Origin of the sequence: Neptuniibacter sp. QD48_11 (assembly GCF_047778095.1) — a bacterium.
Classification (GTDB): Bacteria; Pseudomonadota; Gammaproteobacteria; order Pseudomonadales; family Balneatricaceae; genus Neptuniibacter.
Genome location: NZ_CP180551.1, coordinates 1,607,491 through 1,624,011, shown reverse-complemented (window position 1 = coordinate 1,624,011; position 16,521 = coordinate 1,607,491). Strand labels below are relative to the sequence as shown.

The window sequence follows — 16,521 nt, the reverse complement described above, 5'->3', positions numbered from 1 at the left end:
AGCCAGCTTTCGCTAACTGTCGCTTTTACAGTAGTGACTTTTACGTCAGAAGAGCGTTAATTAAGCTGCAGCACCCTGCTCTGGCTTAATTGCATCTTCGTAGCTAACAGTAACGTCTGTTACTGTAGCAGCTTCAAGTAGGTTATCTACAACCTGCTCTTCAAGAACTAGACCTTTGATCTGACCTAGCATCTCTTCGTTACCCATGTACCAATCGATAACTTGCTGAGGATCTTGGTAAGTTTCAGCCATCTCTTCTAGTGTTTCTTTAACACGAGCTTCGTCAGCTTCTAGTTCATTTACTTTGATCACTTCTTGCATAAGAAGACCGATCTTAACGCGACGGTCCGCCTGATCAGCAAACATTTCTTTTGGAAGCATGTTTGGATCCATATCAGAATCTGGACCCGCAAACTGCATTACAGCTTGACGACGTAGGTTGTCGATTTCGCCATCGATTAGTGCAGCTGGTACTTCGATTGGGTTAACTTCTAGAAGCTGAGTGAATACAGCATCTTTAAGTTTCATTTTAAGAGCCTGCTTAAGCTCACGCTCCATGTTCTTCTGAACTTCAGCGCGGAAAGCTTCTTCTGTCTTCTCTTCTAGACCAAACTTCTCGAAGAACTCTTCGTTTAGTTCAGCAAGAACTTGCTCAGAAACAGTGTGTACTCTTACTTTGAATACAGCGTCTTTACCTTGAAGGTTTTCAGCTTGGTATTCTTCTGGGAACGTAACGTTTAGTTCAACGTCTGCACCTGCAGTAGCGCCCGCTAGGCCGTCTTCGAAACCAGGAATCATTGAGTTAGAACCTAGAACAAGATCCATGCCTTCGCCTTTACCACCGTCGAATGCTTCACCGTCGATGAAACCTTCAAAATCGATGCGTACGCGATCGCCTTCAGCTGCTGCGCGCTCAACTTCGTTCCACTCAGCTTGCTGCTTACGTAGCGTTTCAATCATCTGATCAAGATCAGCATCGTTTACTTCAGCTGCTTTCTTTTCGATCTCTACTTTAGAGAAATCAGCCAGAGCGATCTCTGGGTAAACTTCGAATTTAGCAGTGTATTCAAGGTTTTCACCTTCAACATCTTTTGTGAATTCGATTGCAGGCGTGCCAGCTGGGTTGATCTCTTCCTGCTGAAGCGCTTGGTAGAAGCTTTCCTGAACCACTTGGCCAAGAACTTCTTCACGAATACCTTTACCGTAACGCTGCTTAACAACTTTTACAGGTACTTTACCAGGACGGAAGCCGTCGATACGTACTGTACGTGCAGTCTGCTGGATACGCTTGTTAACATCCTGATCGATGCGCTCTGCTGGTACGGAAACCTTCAACAGGCGCTCTAGGCCAGAAGTCGTTTCAACGGAAACTTGCATGTAATGCCTCACAAATAAAATGCTTGAATCAATAATCTTCAACAGACCGACGTATTGCTAACGCTGCTTGATCTGCACAGCCGCTCGTAAATTTCGAGCAAAATCAAAGCGCGAAATTCTCCGGCAAGCAGCTTAATTAGTCAAGTTTAGTAAGCAAAATAACGTATAAGAAATGAAAATTATTATTAGATAGATCACTCAGATCAAAAAATAAGCTAGAAATGGCTTTTATAAGCAGAAAAGCACAAAGAAAAATGAAATTAAGGTATTTATAAGCCAGAAGCAGCTTTTAAGATAAGAAGGAATAAAGATCAATCAATGGTGCGGACGGAGAGACTCGAACTCTCACACCTCGCGGCACCAGAACCTAAATCTGGCGTGTCTACCAATTCCACCACGTCCGCAGATAGATCTTTTTTACACATAGCTTGAAACTGATTACACCAAAACAACACTTCGTTGTAAATGGTGCGGACGGAGAGACTCGAACTCTCACACCTCGCGGCACCAGAACCTAAATCTGGCGTGTCTACCAATTCCACCACGTCCGCAATCTATGTGTATCGTTAATGGGGTGGATAATGGGGCTCGAACCCACGACCGCCGGAATCACAATCCGGAGCTCTACCAACTGAGCTATACCCACCATAACGATCGTTTTTGTGTAGTACATGGTGCGGACGGAGAGACTCGAACTCTCACACCTCGCGGCACCAGAACCTAAATCTGGCGTGTCTACCAATTCCACCACGTCCGCAGACTACACAAGAGATTCAATGGGGTGGATAATGGGGCTCGAACCCACGACCGCCGGAATCACAATCCGGAGCTCTACCAACTGAGCTATATCCACCATCAAATCTCTTTCTAACAAATGGCACGCCCACCAGGACTCGAACCTGGAACCTACGCCTTAGAAGGGCGTTGCTCTATCCAGTTGAGCTATAGGCGCCCGACTCATTTGTCAGACCTCAGACTTTGGCCTTAACTAGCGTCTAGCGCTTTGTTTTGGCCGCCTCGTCTTGAGGAGGTGCGCATAATATACACCCTAAATTTTTCCGTCAACACTTTTTTTATCTTTTATTTCAAAAGTTTTAGATTGATCATCTAACAACCAATAATTGGCTATTTATCAAGCAGTTATCCCATTTTTGGCTATCAAATCGATCCGATTGATGCTCTAGCCATCACTTTCACCTTTTTCGAAGTAAATGTACGCCTACCCTCTTAGATCTCAATTACTTCTACCTACTTATATAGCTAATTAACAAAAGGCGCTTGGACGAAATACTCAACCATGAGAGAATTCACCCCAGATAAAACTTAATAAAGGACCCTCCCTTTAAATGAGCGCACAGATTATTGATGGCAAGCAAATTGCCGCAGATGTTCGCCGTCAGGTTGCTGAAGGTGTTCAGCAGCGAATCAACGACGGTAAAAAAGCTCCTTGCCTAGCAGTACTACTTGTAGGTATGGACCCAGCTTCTCAGGTTTATGTTCGCAATAAGAAGAACGCTTGTCAGGATGTAGGATTTGAATCCCGCTCTTTTGACCTACCTGCAGAAACGACCCAAGAGGAATTACTGAATCTTGTTGATGAACTAAACCAAGACGATTCAGTTAACGGCATTTTGGTACAGCTTCCTCTACCAGAACATCTAGATGGCAATGAGATCCTTGAACGCATCCGCCCAGAAAAGGATGTTGATGGATTCCACGCTTTCAATTTAGGTCGTCTAGCTCAGCGCATGCCTGTTCTTCGCCCTTGTACTCCAAAAGGCGTTATGACGCTACTTGAATCTACAGGTCAAGATCTACATGGTATGGAAGCAGTTGTCGTTGGTGCATCTAACATCGTTGGTCGCCCTATGACACTAGAACTGCTTTTGGCAGGTTGCACAGTAACCACAACTCACCGCTTCACTAAAGATCTTGAAGCGCACGTTCGCCGTGCAGATCTTGTAGTCGTCGGTGTTGGTATTCCAGGCCTTGTGAAAGGTGAGTGGATCAAAGAAGGCGCTACTGTAATCGATGTAGGCATCAACCGCCTTGAAGATGGTCGCCTAGTCGGCGATGTGGGCTATGAAGCTGCTGCAGAGAAAGCCGGCTTTATCACCCCAGTTCCAGGCGGTGTAGGCCCAATGACTGTGGCTACGCTAATGGAAAACACATTAGAAGCAGCAAACAAGCAAGACGCTTAAGTTTGTTACTCAATAAAAAAGGCAGCCTAGGCTGCCTTTTTTATTTCCGAAAGTAACCGGCTCAGGCTTCCCTGAACCAAGTCGTACCTTCGCGGCTATCTTTTAGAATAATGCCCTGCTCTGCCAACTCATCACGAATACGATCAGACTCTGCGAAGTTTTTCGCTTTCTTCGCTTCCGCACGCTGAACAATCAACGCTTCGATTTCAGCAGAACTAAGCTCGCCCTCTTTGTCTTCGCCTTTCAAGAAGGCATCAGCATCTTGCTGCAGTAAACCAAGAATAGAACCTAGGCGCACCAATTGACCGGCAAGTTTACCTGCCTCTGGTGAGTTTTCACGTGTAGCTTTGTTCAACTCATTCACAAGCTCAAACAGAACTGAGATTGCTTTTGGTGTGTTGAAGTCATCATTCATCGCTTCAATGAAACGCGCATCAAAATCATTTACTGGTGCTTCATTAGAAATTTCCACACCACGCAGCGCTTGATAGAAACGCTCTAACATCACACGCGCTTCTTTTAAGCTATCTTCGCTGTAATCGATATACGTACGGTAATGAACACGCGCTAGGAAGAAACGAACAACTTCAGCGTTGTATTTTTCCAGCACATCACGAATCGTGAAGAAGTTACCTAAAGATTTAGACATCTTCTCAGAATTCACGCGTACAGGACCTGCGTGCATCCACGTATTTACATAAGTACAACCGTTTGCAGCTTCAGATTGTGCAATCTCGTTTTCATGGTGTGGGAATGGTAGATCTGGACCACCGCCATGAATATCAAATGTAGGGCCAAGGCAGCATTTAGACATAGCTGAACATTCAATATGCCAACCTGGACGACCTAGACCCCAAGGAGAATCCCAGCTCACCTCGCCCTCTTTCGCAGATTTCCACAAAACGAAATCCAACGGGCTTTCTTTAGCTTCATCTACTTCAACACGGGCACCAGAACGCAGTTCATCAACATTTTTATTGGTTAGTCGACCGTACTCTTCAAAACGCTCTACACGGAAGTAAACATCGCCATTAGATGCAGGATAAGCAAAACCTTTCTCTACCAGTGTTTCAACTAGAGAGATGATATCTCCGATATGCGCAGTCGCTCTTGGCTCTTGCGTAGGGCGAAGAACAGCAAGTTTCGCCTCATCTTCATGCATCGCAGCAATCATACGCTCAGTAAGCTGATCAGGCGTTTCATCGTTTTCAGCTGCACGCTTGATGATCTTGTCATCTACGTCTGTGATGTTTCGCACATAGTCCACATCCCAACCCTGTGAGCGAAGGAAACGAGTAATAACATCAAATGCAACCATCACACGTGCATGACCAATATGACACAAGTCATAAACGGTCACTCCGCAAACGTACATTTTGATTTTGCCTTCTTCTAGTGGCTTAAACGGAGCTTTTTCTTTAGTGAGGGTGTTATATATTTGAAGCATAACTCGTAACTTTATAATTTCGAAAAATAAAAAGGGCCGCTAGTATAAATGAATTAGCACTCTGCGGCTAAGGAAACTCGGTAGGGACAGTTAAATTTAGCTCCCCCACACCCACATCCAATAAAAGGCTTTTCTCAGTACTCAGCACTAAACGCCCAGCCTTCTCTCGATCCCAAACCAACGCCTCCCATTGAGCATAAGGCTGTATATAAGTTCTGCGCGCCTCCTCCCAATTCGGAGCATCAGTCACAGGTACGACCCACAGAAAAGAATGTCCGAAAATCTTCTGCTTGGCATAGCCCAATAAAGCCAACCTTTTAGTAACAGGGTCGTAGTCAGCAGCCGTCACCAAACCTTTAACATCAAAGCGCTCAGTCAATGTTACAGATTGCGCTGCTTTACTTTTATCGAGTTTATAAAGATGGGTTTGTTCGTTTTCTCTATTCTTAGTGAAAAGCCATAGCTCGTCGTTGACCACTGTTAGCGCTTCACAATCTAAGTTATGACTTTTCGGAGCAACTTTCGCTGGACGATCAGCATAGTGAAATTTCAATATATCAGGAGAGACAATACCTCCCGCTCTAGTAGACTCTAAGTCCTTCCAAGCAACTTTATAAATCTGCAGTTCAATACGCCTGCCGCGATTATTACCGCAGTCCGCTATGTAGAGAAAAGACTCATCTTGTGCAAGTTCTTCCCAATCGATATTTTTTGCATTCCCTACTTTGATTACTTTGACAATGTTGTGCTGCGCATCCAGAGCATAAAGATAAGGCCCATCACCACTATCATTAATGGTCCAGAGCAATTCCCCCTGAGAAGCGAGGCCTGATGTTTCTTGCACACGATCGGGCCATACCGTGTAATTCTCTATAACACCATCCCAACCTTTCGCTTTCGAAGCATTCGCTTTTTCTACCACTTGCTGCTGACCGCAGCCCCAAAGGAAGAACGAAAGTAAAATCACTGCTAATAACTTCATTTTATGGACCTAAACCTCAAGAGATAACCCAAATTAAGTGTGGCATCACTACAGAAAAATATAGTCACACTGTATATGACTAGACCTTTGGTATAAAAACTGTAAGGATTCGACAATAAGTAGAAAAATTAAACAGGATGTACCAGAAATGGATAACGATCAATTTGGCCAGCAGGATCTTGGCCCTTCCTTAACACCACCCAATACTCCTATGAGTACCCCTGTGGCGGAGGGAAGCCAAATTGCATCGCAACAGCTTTCAATCCTTTCTGCTCTTCCTCACCCTGCTTGGATCAAAAATCGTCGAGCTGAGTATCTCTATGTAAATGATGCCTATGCTGAGCTACTCGATATGCCTGCAAAATGCATTAAAGGCAAAACAGATCGACAACTTTTCCCTAAACACCTTCATGCTCAACTGGTTGATTCTGATGCTCAAGTGTTTTTATCACAAACACATGTCGAATTAGAAGGACTGCGCCTTAACCCGGATTGTCAGCACAGTTATTGGTTAAGCAAAGCGCCACTCAAAGACAAACACGGCAAGGTCAGTGGCATTGTTGGATTAATGAAACGATCCGTTCAGCCTACCACAGACCAACTTTCTATCTGCAAGCTCGCTGAAAATGCGATTCAGCAGAGTAATGAAGCGGTTGTCATCGCTGATACCGACTTCAATATTACCTTAGTTAACCCAGCGTTTGTGAGACTGACCGGTTATAACGAGCAAGAGGTTCTTAACCAACCTGGCAGCATAATCAATGCAACTTGGTTAGCACCTGAATTTATGGAAAGCATCAATAGCAATTTGCAATATAAAGGCTATTGGGAAGGTGAAACCTGGAGCCGCAAAAAAGACGGCCAGCTATTCAGCGAGAAAATCAAAATCTCCGTTGTGCTAAATCAGGAAGGCCAAAGAACCCACTATATTGGCCAATTCTTGGATAATACAGAGCAGAAACAGGCTCAAGAAAAACTCGAATTCCTAGCTTTTCACGATCCTCTTACAGGTTTAGCTAATCGCGCGCTGTTTTTGGATAGAGTAACCTGTGCCGTACAGCACGCACAAAGAAACAAAACACTATGTGCTGTTATCTATCTCGATCTTAACGAGTTCAAACCCCTCAACGATAAATATGGCCACCCTTTTGGCGATAAAGTACTGACCATCGCCTCCCAACGCCTTAATACTGCAGTACGCAAAGTTGATACTGTCTCTCGTCAAGGAGGGGATGAGTTCGCAGTTTTATTAGAGGATACAGCCTCAATTGAAAGCGCTGTACTTGTATCGCAAAAAATCATTGCGTCTTTAAGACAGCCAATGATGATAGATGATATTGAAGTATGTATCGGTGCTAGTGCCGGTATTGCAGTGTTCCCAGACCACGGCAAGGACGGCGGGAAACTCATTGGTAACGCCGATAAAGCGATGTATGCCGCTAAGTTTCTTGGTGGTAACGGCTATTACCTTTATAAATAGTGTTCAATTCTCTCTTTAAACCGTAAGTTATTTTGAAAAGATTCCACATCAGGTCTAAAACTACACTATGACCAAAATTTTGGAATTTAGGTATGCCTTGTCCTGATTCAGGCAATCCTTGTAGTGCTCATGAGCAGAAGCTACTCGATGAGATTGTGCATACTTACCCTCAACCAATTATTGTGATCGATAATGATCACAGGGTCATCATTTGGAATAAAGCCTGCGAAAAAGTCTTTGGCATTCCTGCCAAGGCTGTTCTTGGAACAAAAGATCAATGGAAAACCTTTTATCCTGCACCTCGTCCTATATTGGCTGATGTAGTTTTAGATGATGACAAAGAGCAGCTTGAGCAGTTTTATCCTGGCCTTCATCGAAAATCTCCGTTTATAGAAGATGCTTATGAAGTTGAAAGCTTCTTCCCCAAACTGGGCAGTAATATTGATAGATGGCTCTATTTCACGGCAAAACGACTATACGATGAAGATGGAAATATAGTTGGCGCTATTGAATCTTTAATTGATATAACCCAAAGAATGGAGGCTGAAGCGGAGGTCAAGCAACTAAACGACGCCCTCTCCGACCACTCGCAAAAGCTCGAAGAAGCCAATGAAGAGCTCAAAGCCACCATGCTAAAACTGGCTAATACGCAAAAGCTAGCTTCTCTGGGCAAATTAGTCGCAGGCATTTCTCATGAACTAAACACACCCATTGGCAATATTCGTACAATCAGCACAGCCTTAAGAGCAGATACTAGTAGAATCCAAGATCAGCTTAATTCTGGTGAAATGACTAAATCAGCCTTGGAGAGTTTTTTAAGTAACGTTCTCGAATCTACTGATTTAATAGAAAAAAGTACCGCAAAAACTGCCGAGCTGATTTTAAGCTGCCAACAAATATCAACTAATGACAATCAATACGATCGAAGCCAACTTGATTTAAGAGCATTAGTTGAGGAGGTGTTAAATCGGCAAACTCAAACTCTCGCCAGATCAAATATTATTGTGGAGAATCTAATACCCCATGATATTCCTATGAATAGCTTTGCTGCACCTATACAACAGATCTTTGACAATCTGATCAACAATACCCGAATGCATGCATTTGACGACCAACAAACGGGGAAAATTAAAATCTGTGCCCAACTCTGCGATAAGACTATAACACTAATATTCAGTGATACTGGCTGTGGCATTCCAACTAAAAATGTTGCCAAAGTCTTTGATCCCTTTTTCACCACTAAATTTGGTCAAGGTGGCAACGGTCTAGGGCTCTATATAATATTCAACTTAGTCACGGGTGTATTAGGTGGCAGTTTGGAACTTCAATCTCCTGATGATGGAGGATTTGAATTACATATTACACTTCCCAGCACTTCCCCTTATGCGCTCACGGCAGAAGATGACACTTACTACATTTAACAGTTTTCATATCCAATTATTTTCATGCTGAAATCTTTTTTCAAAACGACCGTTTAGATTGAATAAAAATCAGTCACATTTAGAAACGATGTCCAATACTTATATGTAAGGAGAAATTAAAAAAACGGACGGAAAACTTATGCAAGTGTCATCGACCAAAAACAAACCGCCGCAGAATGACCCTCAACTACAAGACATCAACAAACAGGTTTACCAAACCAGTTTTCAACCTTATCCAGAGACATATTCTAACGTCAGCGCAAGTTTCACCGATCTTACTTTGTCTCCGCCTCTGGCTCAGGTTTATGAAGAAGTCATCATGCTACTAGGCCATGAGCTAAAAAATGAAACAGGCAATACTTTTATGGGATCTAATCCTGCCCCTTCAGGCAATGTAGCCCCGCAGGAATATGCCACAGCTACTCTTGAATATATAACTCAGCAATTCCCCCTATTTCGCAACGCACTACCTGAGTTAAGTGAAGAGCAATCATTAGACCGCTTTATTAACTTGATAAATGAATCAATTAATCGGGGAGCATTAACGGCTGTTGAGCAACTGGAAGAGGTAGCAATTAGCGACGATGATGAACTCAATGAACAAGTCGACCTTTACCGAGAGTATTGCTTAGAAGGGATTGAAACCTTTATTCATAGCTTCGGTTTCTGTTTTGATTCTGTTGAGGATGAAGAGTTTACCTCCAATATCCAAGCAGCAGATGAGTTTATCGATGATGAGCTGCTAGATAAATTACTGACATAAAAAATGCCGCCTAAGCGACATTTTTTATGTGTTCTTCTCAATTAATGCAGTTCGTCATATTTTTTACGAATAGCGGCTAATTTGGGCTGAATATCTAAAGGCGCATAATTCATCGCTTGTTCAAAAAGCTCTTTATTCTCCTCAGACAGTCTCTCTTCCTCACTCATCTGAGTGAGCTTTTCCATCGCTTCGGTAAATTTAGGGTGTATTTTATCGCTAGTCATGACCAACCCTCCTCAAGACGTTCTACATTTAGGCAACTTAGCATGAAATTTCAGCTAAACCTTACTGCTATTCTAGCAATGCTCCTGCTATACAACAGCACAATTTTGACATTTAAAACTACTATTAGTGCATTTAGATGACAAATTCAGAAGTTAGCGTGGCTTTACGCTCTTCATTCTTTGCTTCTTACCACTCGGTTTACCCCCTACACGCTTCTTAGCTGGATTAGCAAAGGACTTACCTGCTTTTGAATCTTGTCGTCTACTACTCGCATTCTTGTGCTTACTCGCCGCTTTTGATTTCACCGCAGGCTTTTTAGTAGTACCTCTGCGATTGGAGTTAGAGCTCTTCTCTTCCTCAGGGATCAAACATGAGTCGCGCTCACCAATTAGATCACTGTGCCCCATTTTCGGCAGCACCTGACGTAATAGTGGCCAGTTATCAGGATCATGGTATCGAAGCAATGCTTTCTGAACTTTACGCTGTTCAGTGTTCTTAGGTGTGTAGAGCTTTTCACTCTTGTAGGTCACTTTTTTAAGTGGGTTTTTATCCGAATGATACATCGCCGTCGCCAAGGACATTGGTGATGGATAGAAGGTTTGTACCTGATCTACTTTGAACTCATTCTTCTTCAGCCAACGAGCAAGGTTAACCATATCCTCATCTTCGCAGCCCGGATGAGCCGCTATGAAATAAGGAATTAAGTATTGCTTTTTACCCGCCTCACGGGAGAAACGATCAAACATCTTTTTGAATGCATCGTAAGTTCCCATGCCTGGCTTCATCATTTTAGATAGTGTGCCATCCTCACTGTGCTCAGGCGCAATCTTGAGGTAACCACCTACGTGATAAGTCACAAGCTCTTTTACGTACTCTGGGTCTTCTACAGCTAGGTCATAACGCAAACCAGAAGAGATCGAAACGGTATGTACACCCTCTACCTTACGCGCCTTGCGATATAACTCAGTCGTAGGGCTATGATCGGTATTCAGGTTCTTACAGATGGTTGGATAGACGCACGAAAGCTTACGACAAGAAGCCTGAATATCTGGATCGTTACAATTCAGGTGGTACATGTTTGATGTTGGGCCACCTAAATCAGAGATAGCACCAGTGAAACCCGGTACTTTCTCTTTGATATCCTCGATCTCATTGATAACCGATTCATGGGAGCGGCTCTGAATGATACGGCCTTCATGCTCAGTGATAGAACAGAAGGTACAGCCACCAAAACAACCGCGCATGATATTGATCGAAAACTTGATCATATCGAATGCAGGAATTTTTTGGTTCCCATAACGTGGGTGCGGAATTCGCTGATAAGGCAAGCCAAACACCTTATCCATTTCTGCCGTTTCTAAAGGGATTGGCGGCGGGTTAACCCATAACTCTCGATGACCATGCTTTTGCACCAAAGCGCGCGCATTGTGCGGGTTTGCTTCTTGATGCAAAACACGTGATGCATGAGCATACAAAGCCGGATCTTTAGAGACTTTTTCAAAAGAAGGTAAGCGAATGTAGGTTTCGTCAGGTAGCTTCTCTTTACCTTTTAGCGGCGCAGGAATAACTCGCAGAGGTTGAGGTTCATCGGCCCTAGACGCGTCTTTTTTATCGCAGGTAGCCGCATCCGTATATTCATAAGGATTTGGTAGCTGATCGATGTATCCCGGCCAATCAATACGGGTTGAATCAACCTCAATATAATCAGCAGGTAACGCTGTTTTTAGGATCGCCGTCCCTCGAAGATCTTGAATTTCTTCAATGGTTTCGCCATTAGCTAAACGGTGCGTAAGCTCAACAATAGCTCTCTCCGCATTACCGTAAAGCAATATATCGGCTGTCGCATCCAGTAAAACCGAACGACGAACTTTATCGCTCCAGTAATCATATTGAGCAATTCGACGAAGACTTGCCTCAATACCGCCAAGCACTACAGGCGTCTCACGATAAGCCTCTTTGCAACGCTGGCTGTACACAATAACCGCACGATCCGGCCTTTTACCGCCCATGCCACCAGCCGTATAAGCATCATCATGACGCGTACGTTTATCGGCGGTATAGCGGTTGATCAAAGAGTCCATGTTACCAGCCGTGATACCAAAATAGAGATTTGGTTGGCCTAGCTCTTTAAAGGCATCAGCACTGGTCCAATCAGGTTGACTGATGATACCTACCCTAAAGCCTTGTGCTTCAAGTACACGCCCCATCACTGCCATGCCAAAACTAGGATGATCTACATAAGCATCGCCGGTGACGATAATGACATCACAGCTATCCCAGCCTAATGCATCCATCTCTTCTCTTGAAGTTGGAAGAAAAGGCGCTGGCGCATAACATTCAGCCCAATATTTAGGGTATGAAAACAAGTCAGGAGCAGAACGAGGCATAAAACGAGGCTACTTGAATATGAAATTAGGGTCTATTTTCCCAGAAAGGTAGGTATACGCCCAGTGAAAAATTCTTAATATGGAAAATATTCAATGAAAGGAAGGCTATAGCTAAAAACTACAGCCTTATAAAGATCAAACAGAATAGTTTATTTACGTACTAATTTAGCAGCCTTTTTCTGTAAGGCTTTCTCTAACTCTTCGGCATAAGTAACTATGCCATCTTGGCTTTCGAACGGACAAACTACAACTGCGAAGCCATCTTCTTCTAAACCTGGTGTCCAACGCTCATGCCAAACAGAGAGACTAATCGCTTCCGGTTTACACTCGCTCCACTCTTCAGTTGCCCAAGCTTGTGCTAGCTCTTCTGACGGCCAAACCGGCACACAGTCTTCATCGTCTGTGTTTAACATCACGCAACCGTATTCATCTGTCAAAATCCAAATCTGCTCATTAGTTACAGATTCCGCTATAAAGAAGCTATAAAGCTGCTCTTCGTTATATTGTTGCAATTGTTCTAACGATGGAGAATGTGAATCGTTTGACATACAAGCCTCAATTACGCGTGTTTCAGACACACTTACAAAATATTGGGTCCATTATACCTCACAGTCTCTGTAATAATCCTAAGATATTTAAGGCTCACTAGATACAACCGAATCATCTCTCAAAAAAAAGTTTGCCATTACTCGATATCAATCTGCCAACTCTTTTTGAATATGGATGATATCGTCTAAGTGTTGTTGAAATACCAGAATCAACTTAGGATCAAATGCTTTACCAGATTCTTTTACTATGTAATCTGCTGCTTCCTTATACGACCAAGCCTCCTTATAAGGCCTCTCACTTACCAAAGCATCAAAAACGTCAGCAATAGATGTGATTCGTCCTTCAATCGGTATTGATTCGCCGTTCAGGCCGTGCAAATAGCCATTCCCGTCCCATCTTTCATGATGTGTAGCTGCAATACTTCGCGCTAATTGTATAACCAGAGCATCGTTACCAGATAATAGGTTATAGCCATGTGCAGTGTGTTGTTTCATGATCCTCATCTCTTCTTCATCCAGGGGACCTTTTTTTAATAGAATTCTATCTGGCACACCTACCTTACCTATATCATGAAGGGGCGCTGCTTTTTCAAGCATATAAGCTAGGTCAGCTGGCAGCCCTGCACCCAAAGCAAGGATCTGGCTAATTTTGCCCACCCTTAGAACATGCTTGGCTGTTTCCGTGTCTTTATACTCCCCAATCATCCCTAATAATTGGATGACATTCTCTACTGTCTTGTCTAATTCTTGCGTCCTATCTTGAACCAGTGACTCTAATTTAGTTTTTTCAGATGAAAGTACCTTATGTGCATTTGCGATTTTTAAGGTGTTATTTACTCTTAGGCAGATTTCAGCTTGATCAAACGGCTTATTCATAAAGTCATTTGCACCATTCGATAAACTCTTATTACGAAGATCTGCTCCGGTAGAACCCGTGAGTATAATGACAGGGAGTTGATCCATCTCCCAGCGCTGACGAATTTGATACAACACTTCAAAGCCATTAAGCCCTGGCATTTCGAGATCTAACAATATTAGATCGAAATCTTGCTGTTCAAGTTGAGGTAAGACTTTTCGAGGGTCGGTTAAGGAAGTAATGGATGTATTACGGACTTCAGTTTCGATTAACTTGCTTAGTATCAAAACGTTTGTAAGAGAGTCATCACAAATCAATATTTTATGATGATTAACATAGCTGTTCATGCGTTTAGTCCCTTAATGCACATTACAAATTTCCATATATCCAGCTTTGTTAAGCTGATTGGCCGTGTATTAGTGGAAAACTAATAAATTTCATTTCAAACGGTTACAAACACAGTCTAGCTTTCAGCTTTCGTTTGGCAAAAAAATAAAAAGTTAAAAAAACATAATAACCATGTTAAATGAATGGAATTCAATTTATTGAATTTACGTCTAGCGACGTTCAATTATAAGTACACTAAAAACAGTGTATTGGGATAAGAAATCTAGAGGCCTGCAATAAATTGTGGCCCAGTCTGCATGCCTAAATTTCATTTAGAACCCAGATCTTTGAATTTGAAAACTTGCGGACATAATGAAGGTTCGCACCTTGATCAACAGATAAACTTGATCTGATCAAGTTTGAGCTGCCAAGCAGCTCTCAAAATGCTAGTATCCGCGATATTGATTACCCAGTGCCGTAATTATGCATCAAATATCATTACGAGCTACCTGTAGAGCAGGAATGTAGTACGGTTCTCCCCTATCTCCTAAGGCCTCGCAACGTTCAGTGTGATGCCCATAGCTCCAATCAAACACTATGACTGCGTGTTAAAAGTCGCTCTTTAAAGATCGACCTGAACGTTTTCGCGCAAATAATGCTTTTCCTTAAGAGATAAATAATGAGCTTTAATGAACTTGGCTTGTCGAGCCCTATTCTTGATGCAATTAATGCAAAAGGGTATTCAACTCCTTCCCCTATTCAGGAGCAGGCAATCCCTGCAGTCATAGAAGGTCACGACCTCATGGCTGCCGCACAAACAGGTACTGGTAAAACCGCAGGCTTTACTCTTCCGATTTTAGAGAGATTAAACCACGGTACACCTGCTAAACGCGGGCATGTTAGGGCGTTAATTCTTACCCCAACCAGAGAACTTGCAGCTCAAGTAAACGATAGTGTAGAAAGCTACTCAAAGAATTTAGCCATACGTTCGACCGTAGTTTTTGGCGGCGTCAAAATAAATCCACAAATTGCCAAATTAAGAGGCGGTGTCGATGTTTTAGTAGCGACTCCCGGTCGATTAATTGATCTGCATAATCAAGGTGCTGTTAAATTTGCTCAACTAGAAGTTCTTGTCCTAGATGAAGCTGATCGCATGTTGGATATGGGCTTTATTCATGACATTAAGAAAATCCTGAAGTTTTTGCCTTCACAACGCCAAAACCTTCTATTTTCAGCGACATTTTCACCGCAAATCAGGAAATTAGCCCAAGCCTTTGTCTCTAATCCAGTAGAGATTTCGGTCACCCCGGCCAATTCCACAGCGTCAACGGTTAAACAGTGGATCTGCCCAGTTGATAAAAAGCAAAAATCGCACATTCTGAGCCAATTAATCAAAGACAATGATTGGCATCAAGTGCTTGTATTCTCCAGAACTAAGCACGGTGCTAACCGCTTAGTTCGTCAGCTAGAAACTGCCAAAATCAGTGCTGCTGCCATTCATGGTAATAAAAGCCAAGGCGCGCGAACCAAGGCCTTAGCTGAGTTCAAGAGTGGCTCTGTAAGAGTTCTAGTTGCAACCGATATCGCTGCAAGAGGAATTGATATTGACCAATTGCCTCAAGTAGTGAATTTCGATCTACCTAATGTGCCTGAAGATTATGTTCATCGTATTGGCCGTACAGGTCGAGCAGGCGCAACAGGTCAAGCCGTTTCACTGGTAAGTGCTGATGAATTTGATCAGTTACACGCAATTGAGCGTCTAATCGGTAAAGTATTAGATAGAGAGATCATCGAAGGTTTCGAACCGGTACACGCTCTACCAGCCTCAGATTTAAGCAAAAAACCGGCTCGTAAGAAATCAAATAACAATAACAAACCCAAGCAAGCTAAAGGTCATCGTGACGGCCAACGCTCAGGGGAGAATTCCCGCGGGCACAAACCTCAGGGCAAAAACAAATCACACAAGACAAGTGAAGGTTCAAATAAGCGCAAAGGAAATAGTGCTAAACCTAAAGGACAGAAGCCAAATTCACAGTCTGAAGGTAACAACAAAAAACGCAGACCTAAACGCCCAGCATCAAACCCTTGGGGTAACCGAACTTAGAAAAAGAATCAGGCCAGTTAATACTGGCCTGATTAGTTTTGATAGTTCATTTTAGTAGATCAATTTATAACGGCTCTTTGAAATACTGTGCGATCCATTGATAGATCGTCTGTTTGGTGACTTTTTCAAACGCTAAGCTTTCAAAGTCACCTTCAGGATCTGAGTCCATACCTGCAAATTGGTAACTTACAATGCCAGGTTGTTGATCATGCAAGATAACAATGATTCGCTTACGCGTTCTTAAACAATCAATCGTCATAACATCCGCAGGTATACCCTGCTTTCGCATATTCTGGCTTACACCAATGAGTGGGTCTATATCCGCAAAATCACGCTGAATCGCGGTATGCGCATCTGAAGCTAGCTCCCAGATCGTCTCTAATTGTTTACTTAATGAACCCAT

13 protein-coding genes and 6 tRNA genes are annotated in these 16,521 nt (G+C 43.0%); 5 read left to right on the top strand and 14 right to left on the bottom strand.

Features of this window, described 5'->3' with window-relative positions; translation table 11 throughout:
• Window positions 1-60 precede the first annotated feature (60 nt).
• The 7 genes from tig to ACMXYU_RS07380 form a co-directional block, all read right to left on the bottom strand.
• The gene (gene tig / locus ACMXYU_RS07410; protein WP_415900948.1) at window positions 61-1,377 is read right to left on the bottom strand and encodes a trigger factor; all 1,317 of its coding nucleotides are present in this window, start codon (window positions 1,375-1,377) and stop codon (window positions 61-63) included.
• Between the two features lie 319 nt (window positions 1,378-1,696).
• Window positions 1,697-1,781: transfer RNA gene (locus tag ACMXYU_RS07405), tRNA-Leu, on the bottom strand.
• Between the two features lie 62 nt (window positions 1,782-1,843).
• Window positions 1,844-1,928: transfer RNA gene (locus tag ACMXYU_RS07400), tRNA-Leu, on the bottom strand.
• A gap of 19 nt (window positions 1,929-1,947) precedes the next feature.
• Window positions 1,948-2,023, bottom strand: a tRNA-His gene (locus ACMXYU_RS07395).
• Window positions 2,024-2,049: 26 nt separating this feature from the next.
• A tRNA-Leu gene (locus tag ACMXYU_RS07390) sits at window positions 2,050-2,134 on the bottom strand.
• A 20-nt stretch (window positions 2,135-2,154) separates the two neighbouring features.
• Window positions 2,155-2,230: transfer RNA gene (locus ACMXYU_RS07385), tRNA-His, on the bottom strand.
• Window positions 2,231-2,252: 22 nt separating this feature from the next.
• Window positions 2,253-2,329: transfer RNA gene (locus ACMXYU_RS07380), tRNA-Arg, on the bottom strand.
• A 394-nt stretch (window positions 2,330-2,723) separates the two neighbouring features.
• Here ACMXYU_RS07380 and folD point away from each other — a divergent pair.
• Window positions 2,724-3,578, top strand: coding sequence for a bifunctional methylenetetrahydrofolate dehydrogenase/methenyltetrahydrofolate cyclohydrolase FolD (folD, locus tag ACMXYU_RS07375; RefSeq protein ID WP_415884401.1), 855 nt, complete (start codon window positions 2,724-2,726; stop codon window positions 3,576-3,578).
• A 61-nt stretch (window positions 3,579-3,639) separates the two neighbouring features.
• Here folD and cysS read toward each other — a convergent pair whose 3' ends face one another.
• Together cysS and ACMXYU_RS07365 are read right to left on the bottom strand one after the other, a co-directional pair.
• On the bottom strand, window positions 3,640-5,025 hold the full coding sequence (cysS, locus tag ACMXYU_RS07370; RefSeq protein ID WP_415900947.1) for a cysteine--tRNA ligase: 1,386 nt from the start codon (window positions 5,023-5,025) through the stop codon (window positions 3,640-3,642).
• Window positions 5,026-5,092: 67 nt separating this feature from the next.
• The gene (locus ACMXYU_RS07365; RefSeq protein ID WP_415900946.1) at window positions 5,093-6,007 is read right to left on the bottom strand and encodes a hypothetical protein; all 915 of its coding nucleotides are present in this window, start codon (window positions 6,005-6,007) and stop codon (window positions 5,093-5,095) included.
• Window positions 6,008-6,155: 148 nt separating this feature from the next.
• On the opposite strand from ACMXYU_RS07365, the gene ACMXYU_RS07360 reads away from it, so the two are divergent.
• From ACMXYU_RS07360 to ACMXYU_RS07350, 3 genes are all read left to right on the top strand, one after another.
• Window positions 6,156-7,487, top strand: coding sequence for a diguanylate cyclase domain-containing protein (locus ACMXYU_RS07360; protein WP_415900945.1), 1,332 nt, complete (start codon window positions 6,156-6,158; stop codon window positions 7,485-7,487).
• A gap of 92 nt (window positions 7,488-7,579) precedes the next feature.
• A complete protein-coding gene (locus tag ACMXYU_RS07355; RefSeq protein WP_415900944.1) occupies window positions 7,580-8,908 on the top strand; it encodes an ATP-binding protein in 1,329 nt (442 codons plus the stop codon).
• A 139-nt stretch (window positions 8,909-9,047) separates the two neighbouring features.
• The gene (locus ACMXYU_RS07350) at window positions 9,048-9,671 is read left to right on the top strand and encodes a DUF5610 domain-containing protein (protein ID WP_415900943.1); all 624 of its coding nucleotides are present in this window, start codon (window positions 9,048-9,050) and stop codon (window positions 9,669-9,671) included.
• A gap of 41 nt (window positions 9,672-9,712) precedes the next feature.
• Here ACMXYU_RS07350 and ACMXYU_RS07345 read toward each other — a convergent pair whose 3' ends face one another.
• The 4 genes from ACMXYU_RS07345 to ACMXYU_RS07330 all read right to left on the bottom strand — a co-directional run bounded on the left by ACMXYU_RS07345 (window position 9,713) and on the right by ACMXYU_RS07330 (window position 14,034).
• Entirely contained in the window at window positions 9,713-9,895 is a 183-nt protein-coding gene (locus ACMXYU_RS07345) for a hypothetical protein (RefSeq protein WP_415900942.1), read from the bottom strand.
• A gap of 153 nt (window positions 9,896-10,048) precedes the next feature.
• A complete protein-coding gene (locus tag ACMXYU_RS07340; RefSeq protein WP_415900941.1) occupies window positions 10,049-12,283 on the bottom strand; it encodes a YgiQ family radical SAM protein in 2,235 nt (744 codons plus the stop codon).
• Window positions 12,284-12,432: 149 nt separating this feature from the next.
• The gene (locus tag ACMXYU_RS07335) at window positions 12,433-12,831 is read right to left on the bottom strand and encodes a DUF2750 domain-containing protein (protein WP_415900940.1); all 399 of its coding nucleotides are present in this window, start codon (window positions 12,829-12,831) and stop codon (window positions 12,433-12,435) included.
• A gap of 147 nt (window positions 12,832-12,978) precedes the next feature.
• Window positions 12,979-14,034, bottom strand: coding sequence for an HD domain-containing phosphohydrolase (locus ACMXYU_RS07330; RefSeq protein WP_415900939.1), 1,056 nt, complete (start codon window positions 14,032-14,034; stop codon window positions 12,979-12,981).
• 659 nt (window positions 14,035-14,693) lie between these two features.
• Here ACMXYU_RS07330 and ACMXYU_RS07325 point away from each other — a divergent pair.
• Window positions 14,694-16,118, top strand: coding sequence for a DEAD/DEAH box helicase (locus ACMXYU_RS07325; RefSeq protein WP_415900938.1), 1,425 nt, complete (start codon window positions 14,694-14,696; stop codon window positions 16,116-16,118).
• 64 nt (window positions 16,119-16,182) lie between these two features.
• On the opposite strand, the gene ACMXYU_RS07320 is transcribed toward ACMXYU_RS07325, so the two are convergent.
• Window positions 16,183-16,521: a hypothetical protein gene (locus ACMXYU_RS07320; protein ID WP_415900937.1), complete on the bottom strand. Its 339-nt coding sequence runs from the start codon at window positions 16,519-16,521 to the stop codon at window positions 16,183-16,185.

Excerpts from the sequence above, each read along its gene's own strand:
- tig (WP_415900948.1), bottom strand. The coding sequence starts at position 1,377 with ATGCAAGTTTCCGTTGAAACGACTTCTGGCCTAGAGCGCCTGTTGAAG.
- folD (WP_415884401.1), top strand. The coding sequence starts at position 2,724 with ATGAGCGCACAGATTATTGATGGCAAGCAAATTGCCGCAGATGTTCGC.
- cysS (WP_415900947.1), bottom strand. The coding sequence starts at position 5,025 with ATGCTTCAAATATATAACACCCTCACTAAAGAAAAAGCTCCGTTTAAG.
- ACMXYU_RS07365 (WP_415900946.1), bottom strand. The coding sequence starts at position 6,007 with ATGAAGTTATTAGCAGTGATTTTACTTTCGTTCTTCCTTTGGGGCTGC.
- ACMXYU_RS07360 (WP_415900945.1), top strand. The coding sequence starts at position 6,156 with ATGGATAACGATCAATTTGGCCAGCAGGATCTTGGCCCTTCCTTAACA.
- ACMXYU_RS07355 (WP_415900944.1), top strand. The coding sequence starts at position 7,580 with ATGCCTTGTCCTGATTCAGGCAATCCTTGTAGTGCTCATGAGCAGAAG.
- ACMXYU_RS07350 (WP_415900943.1), top strand. The coding sequence starts at position 9,048 with ATGCAAGTGTCATCGACCAAAAACAAACCGCCGCAGAATGACCCTCAA.
- ACMXYU_RS07345 (WP_415900942.1), bottom strand. The coding sequence starts at position 9,895 with ATGACTAGCGATAAAATACACCCTAAATTTACCGAAGCGATGGAAAAG.
- ACMXYU_RS07340 (WP_415900941.1), bottom strand. The coding sequence starts at position 12,283 with ATGCCTCGTTCTGCTCCTGACTTGTTTTCATACCCTAAATATTGGGCT.
- ACMXYU_RS07335 (WP_415900940.1), bottom strand. The coding sequence starts at position 12,831 with ATGTCAAACGATTCACATTCTCCATCGTTAGAACAATTGCAACAATAT.
- ACMXYU_RS07330 (WP_415900939.1), bottom strand. The coding sequence starts at position 14,034 with ATGAACAGCTATGTTAATCATCATAAAATATTGATTTGTGATGACTCT.
- ACMXYU_RS07325 (WP_415900938.1), top strand. The coding sequence starts at position 14,694 with ATGAGCTTTAATGAACTTGGCTTGTCGAGCCCTATTCTTGATGCAATT.
- ACMXYU_RS07320 (WP_415900937.1), bottom strand. The coding sequence starts at position 16,521 with ATGGGTTCATTAAGTAAACAATTAGAGACGATCTGGGAGCTAGCTTCA.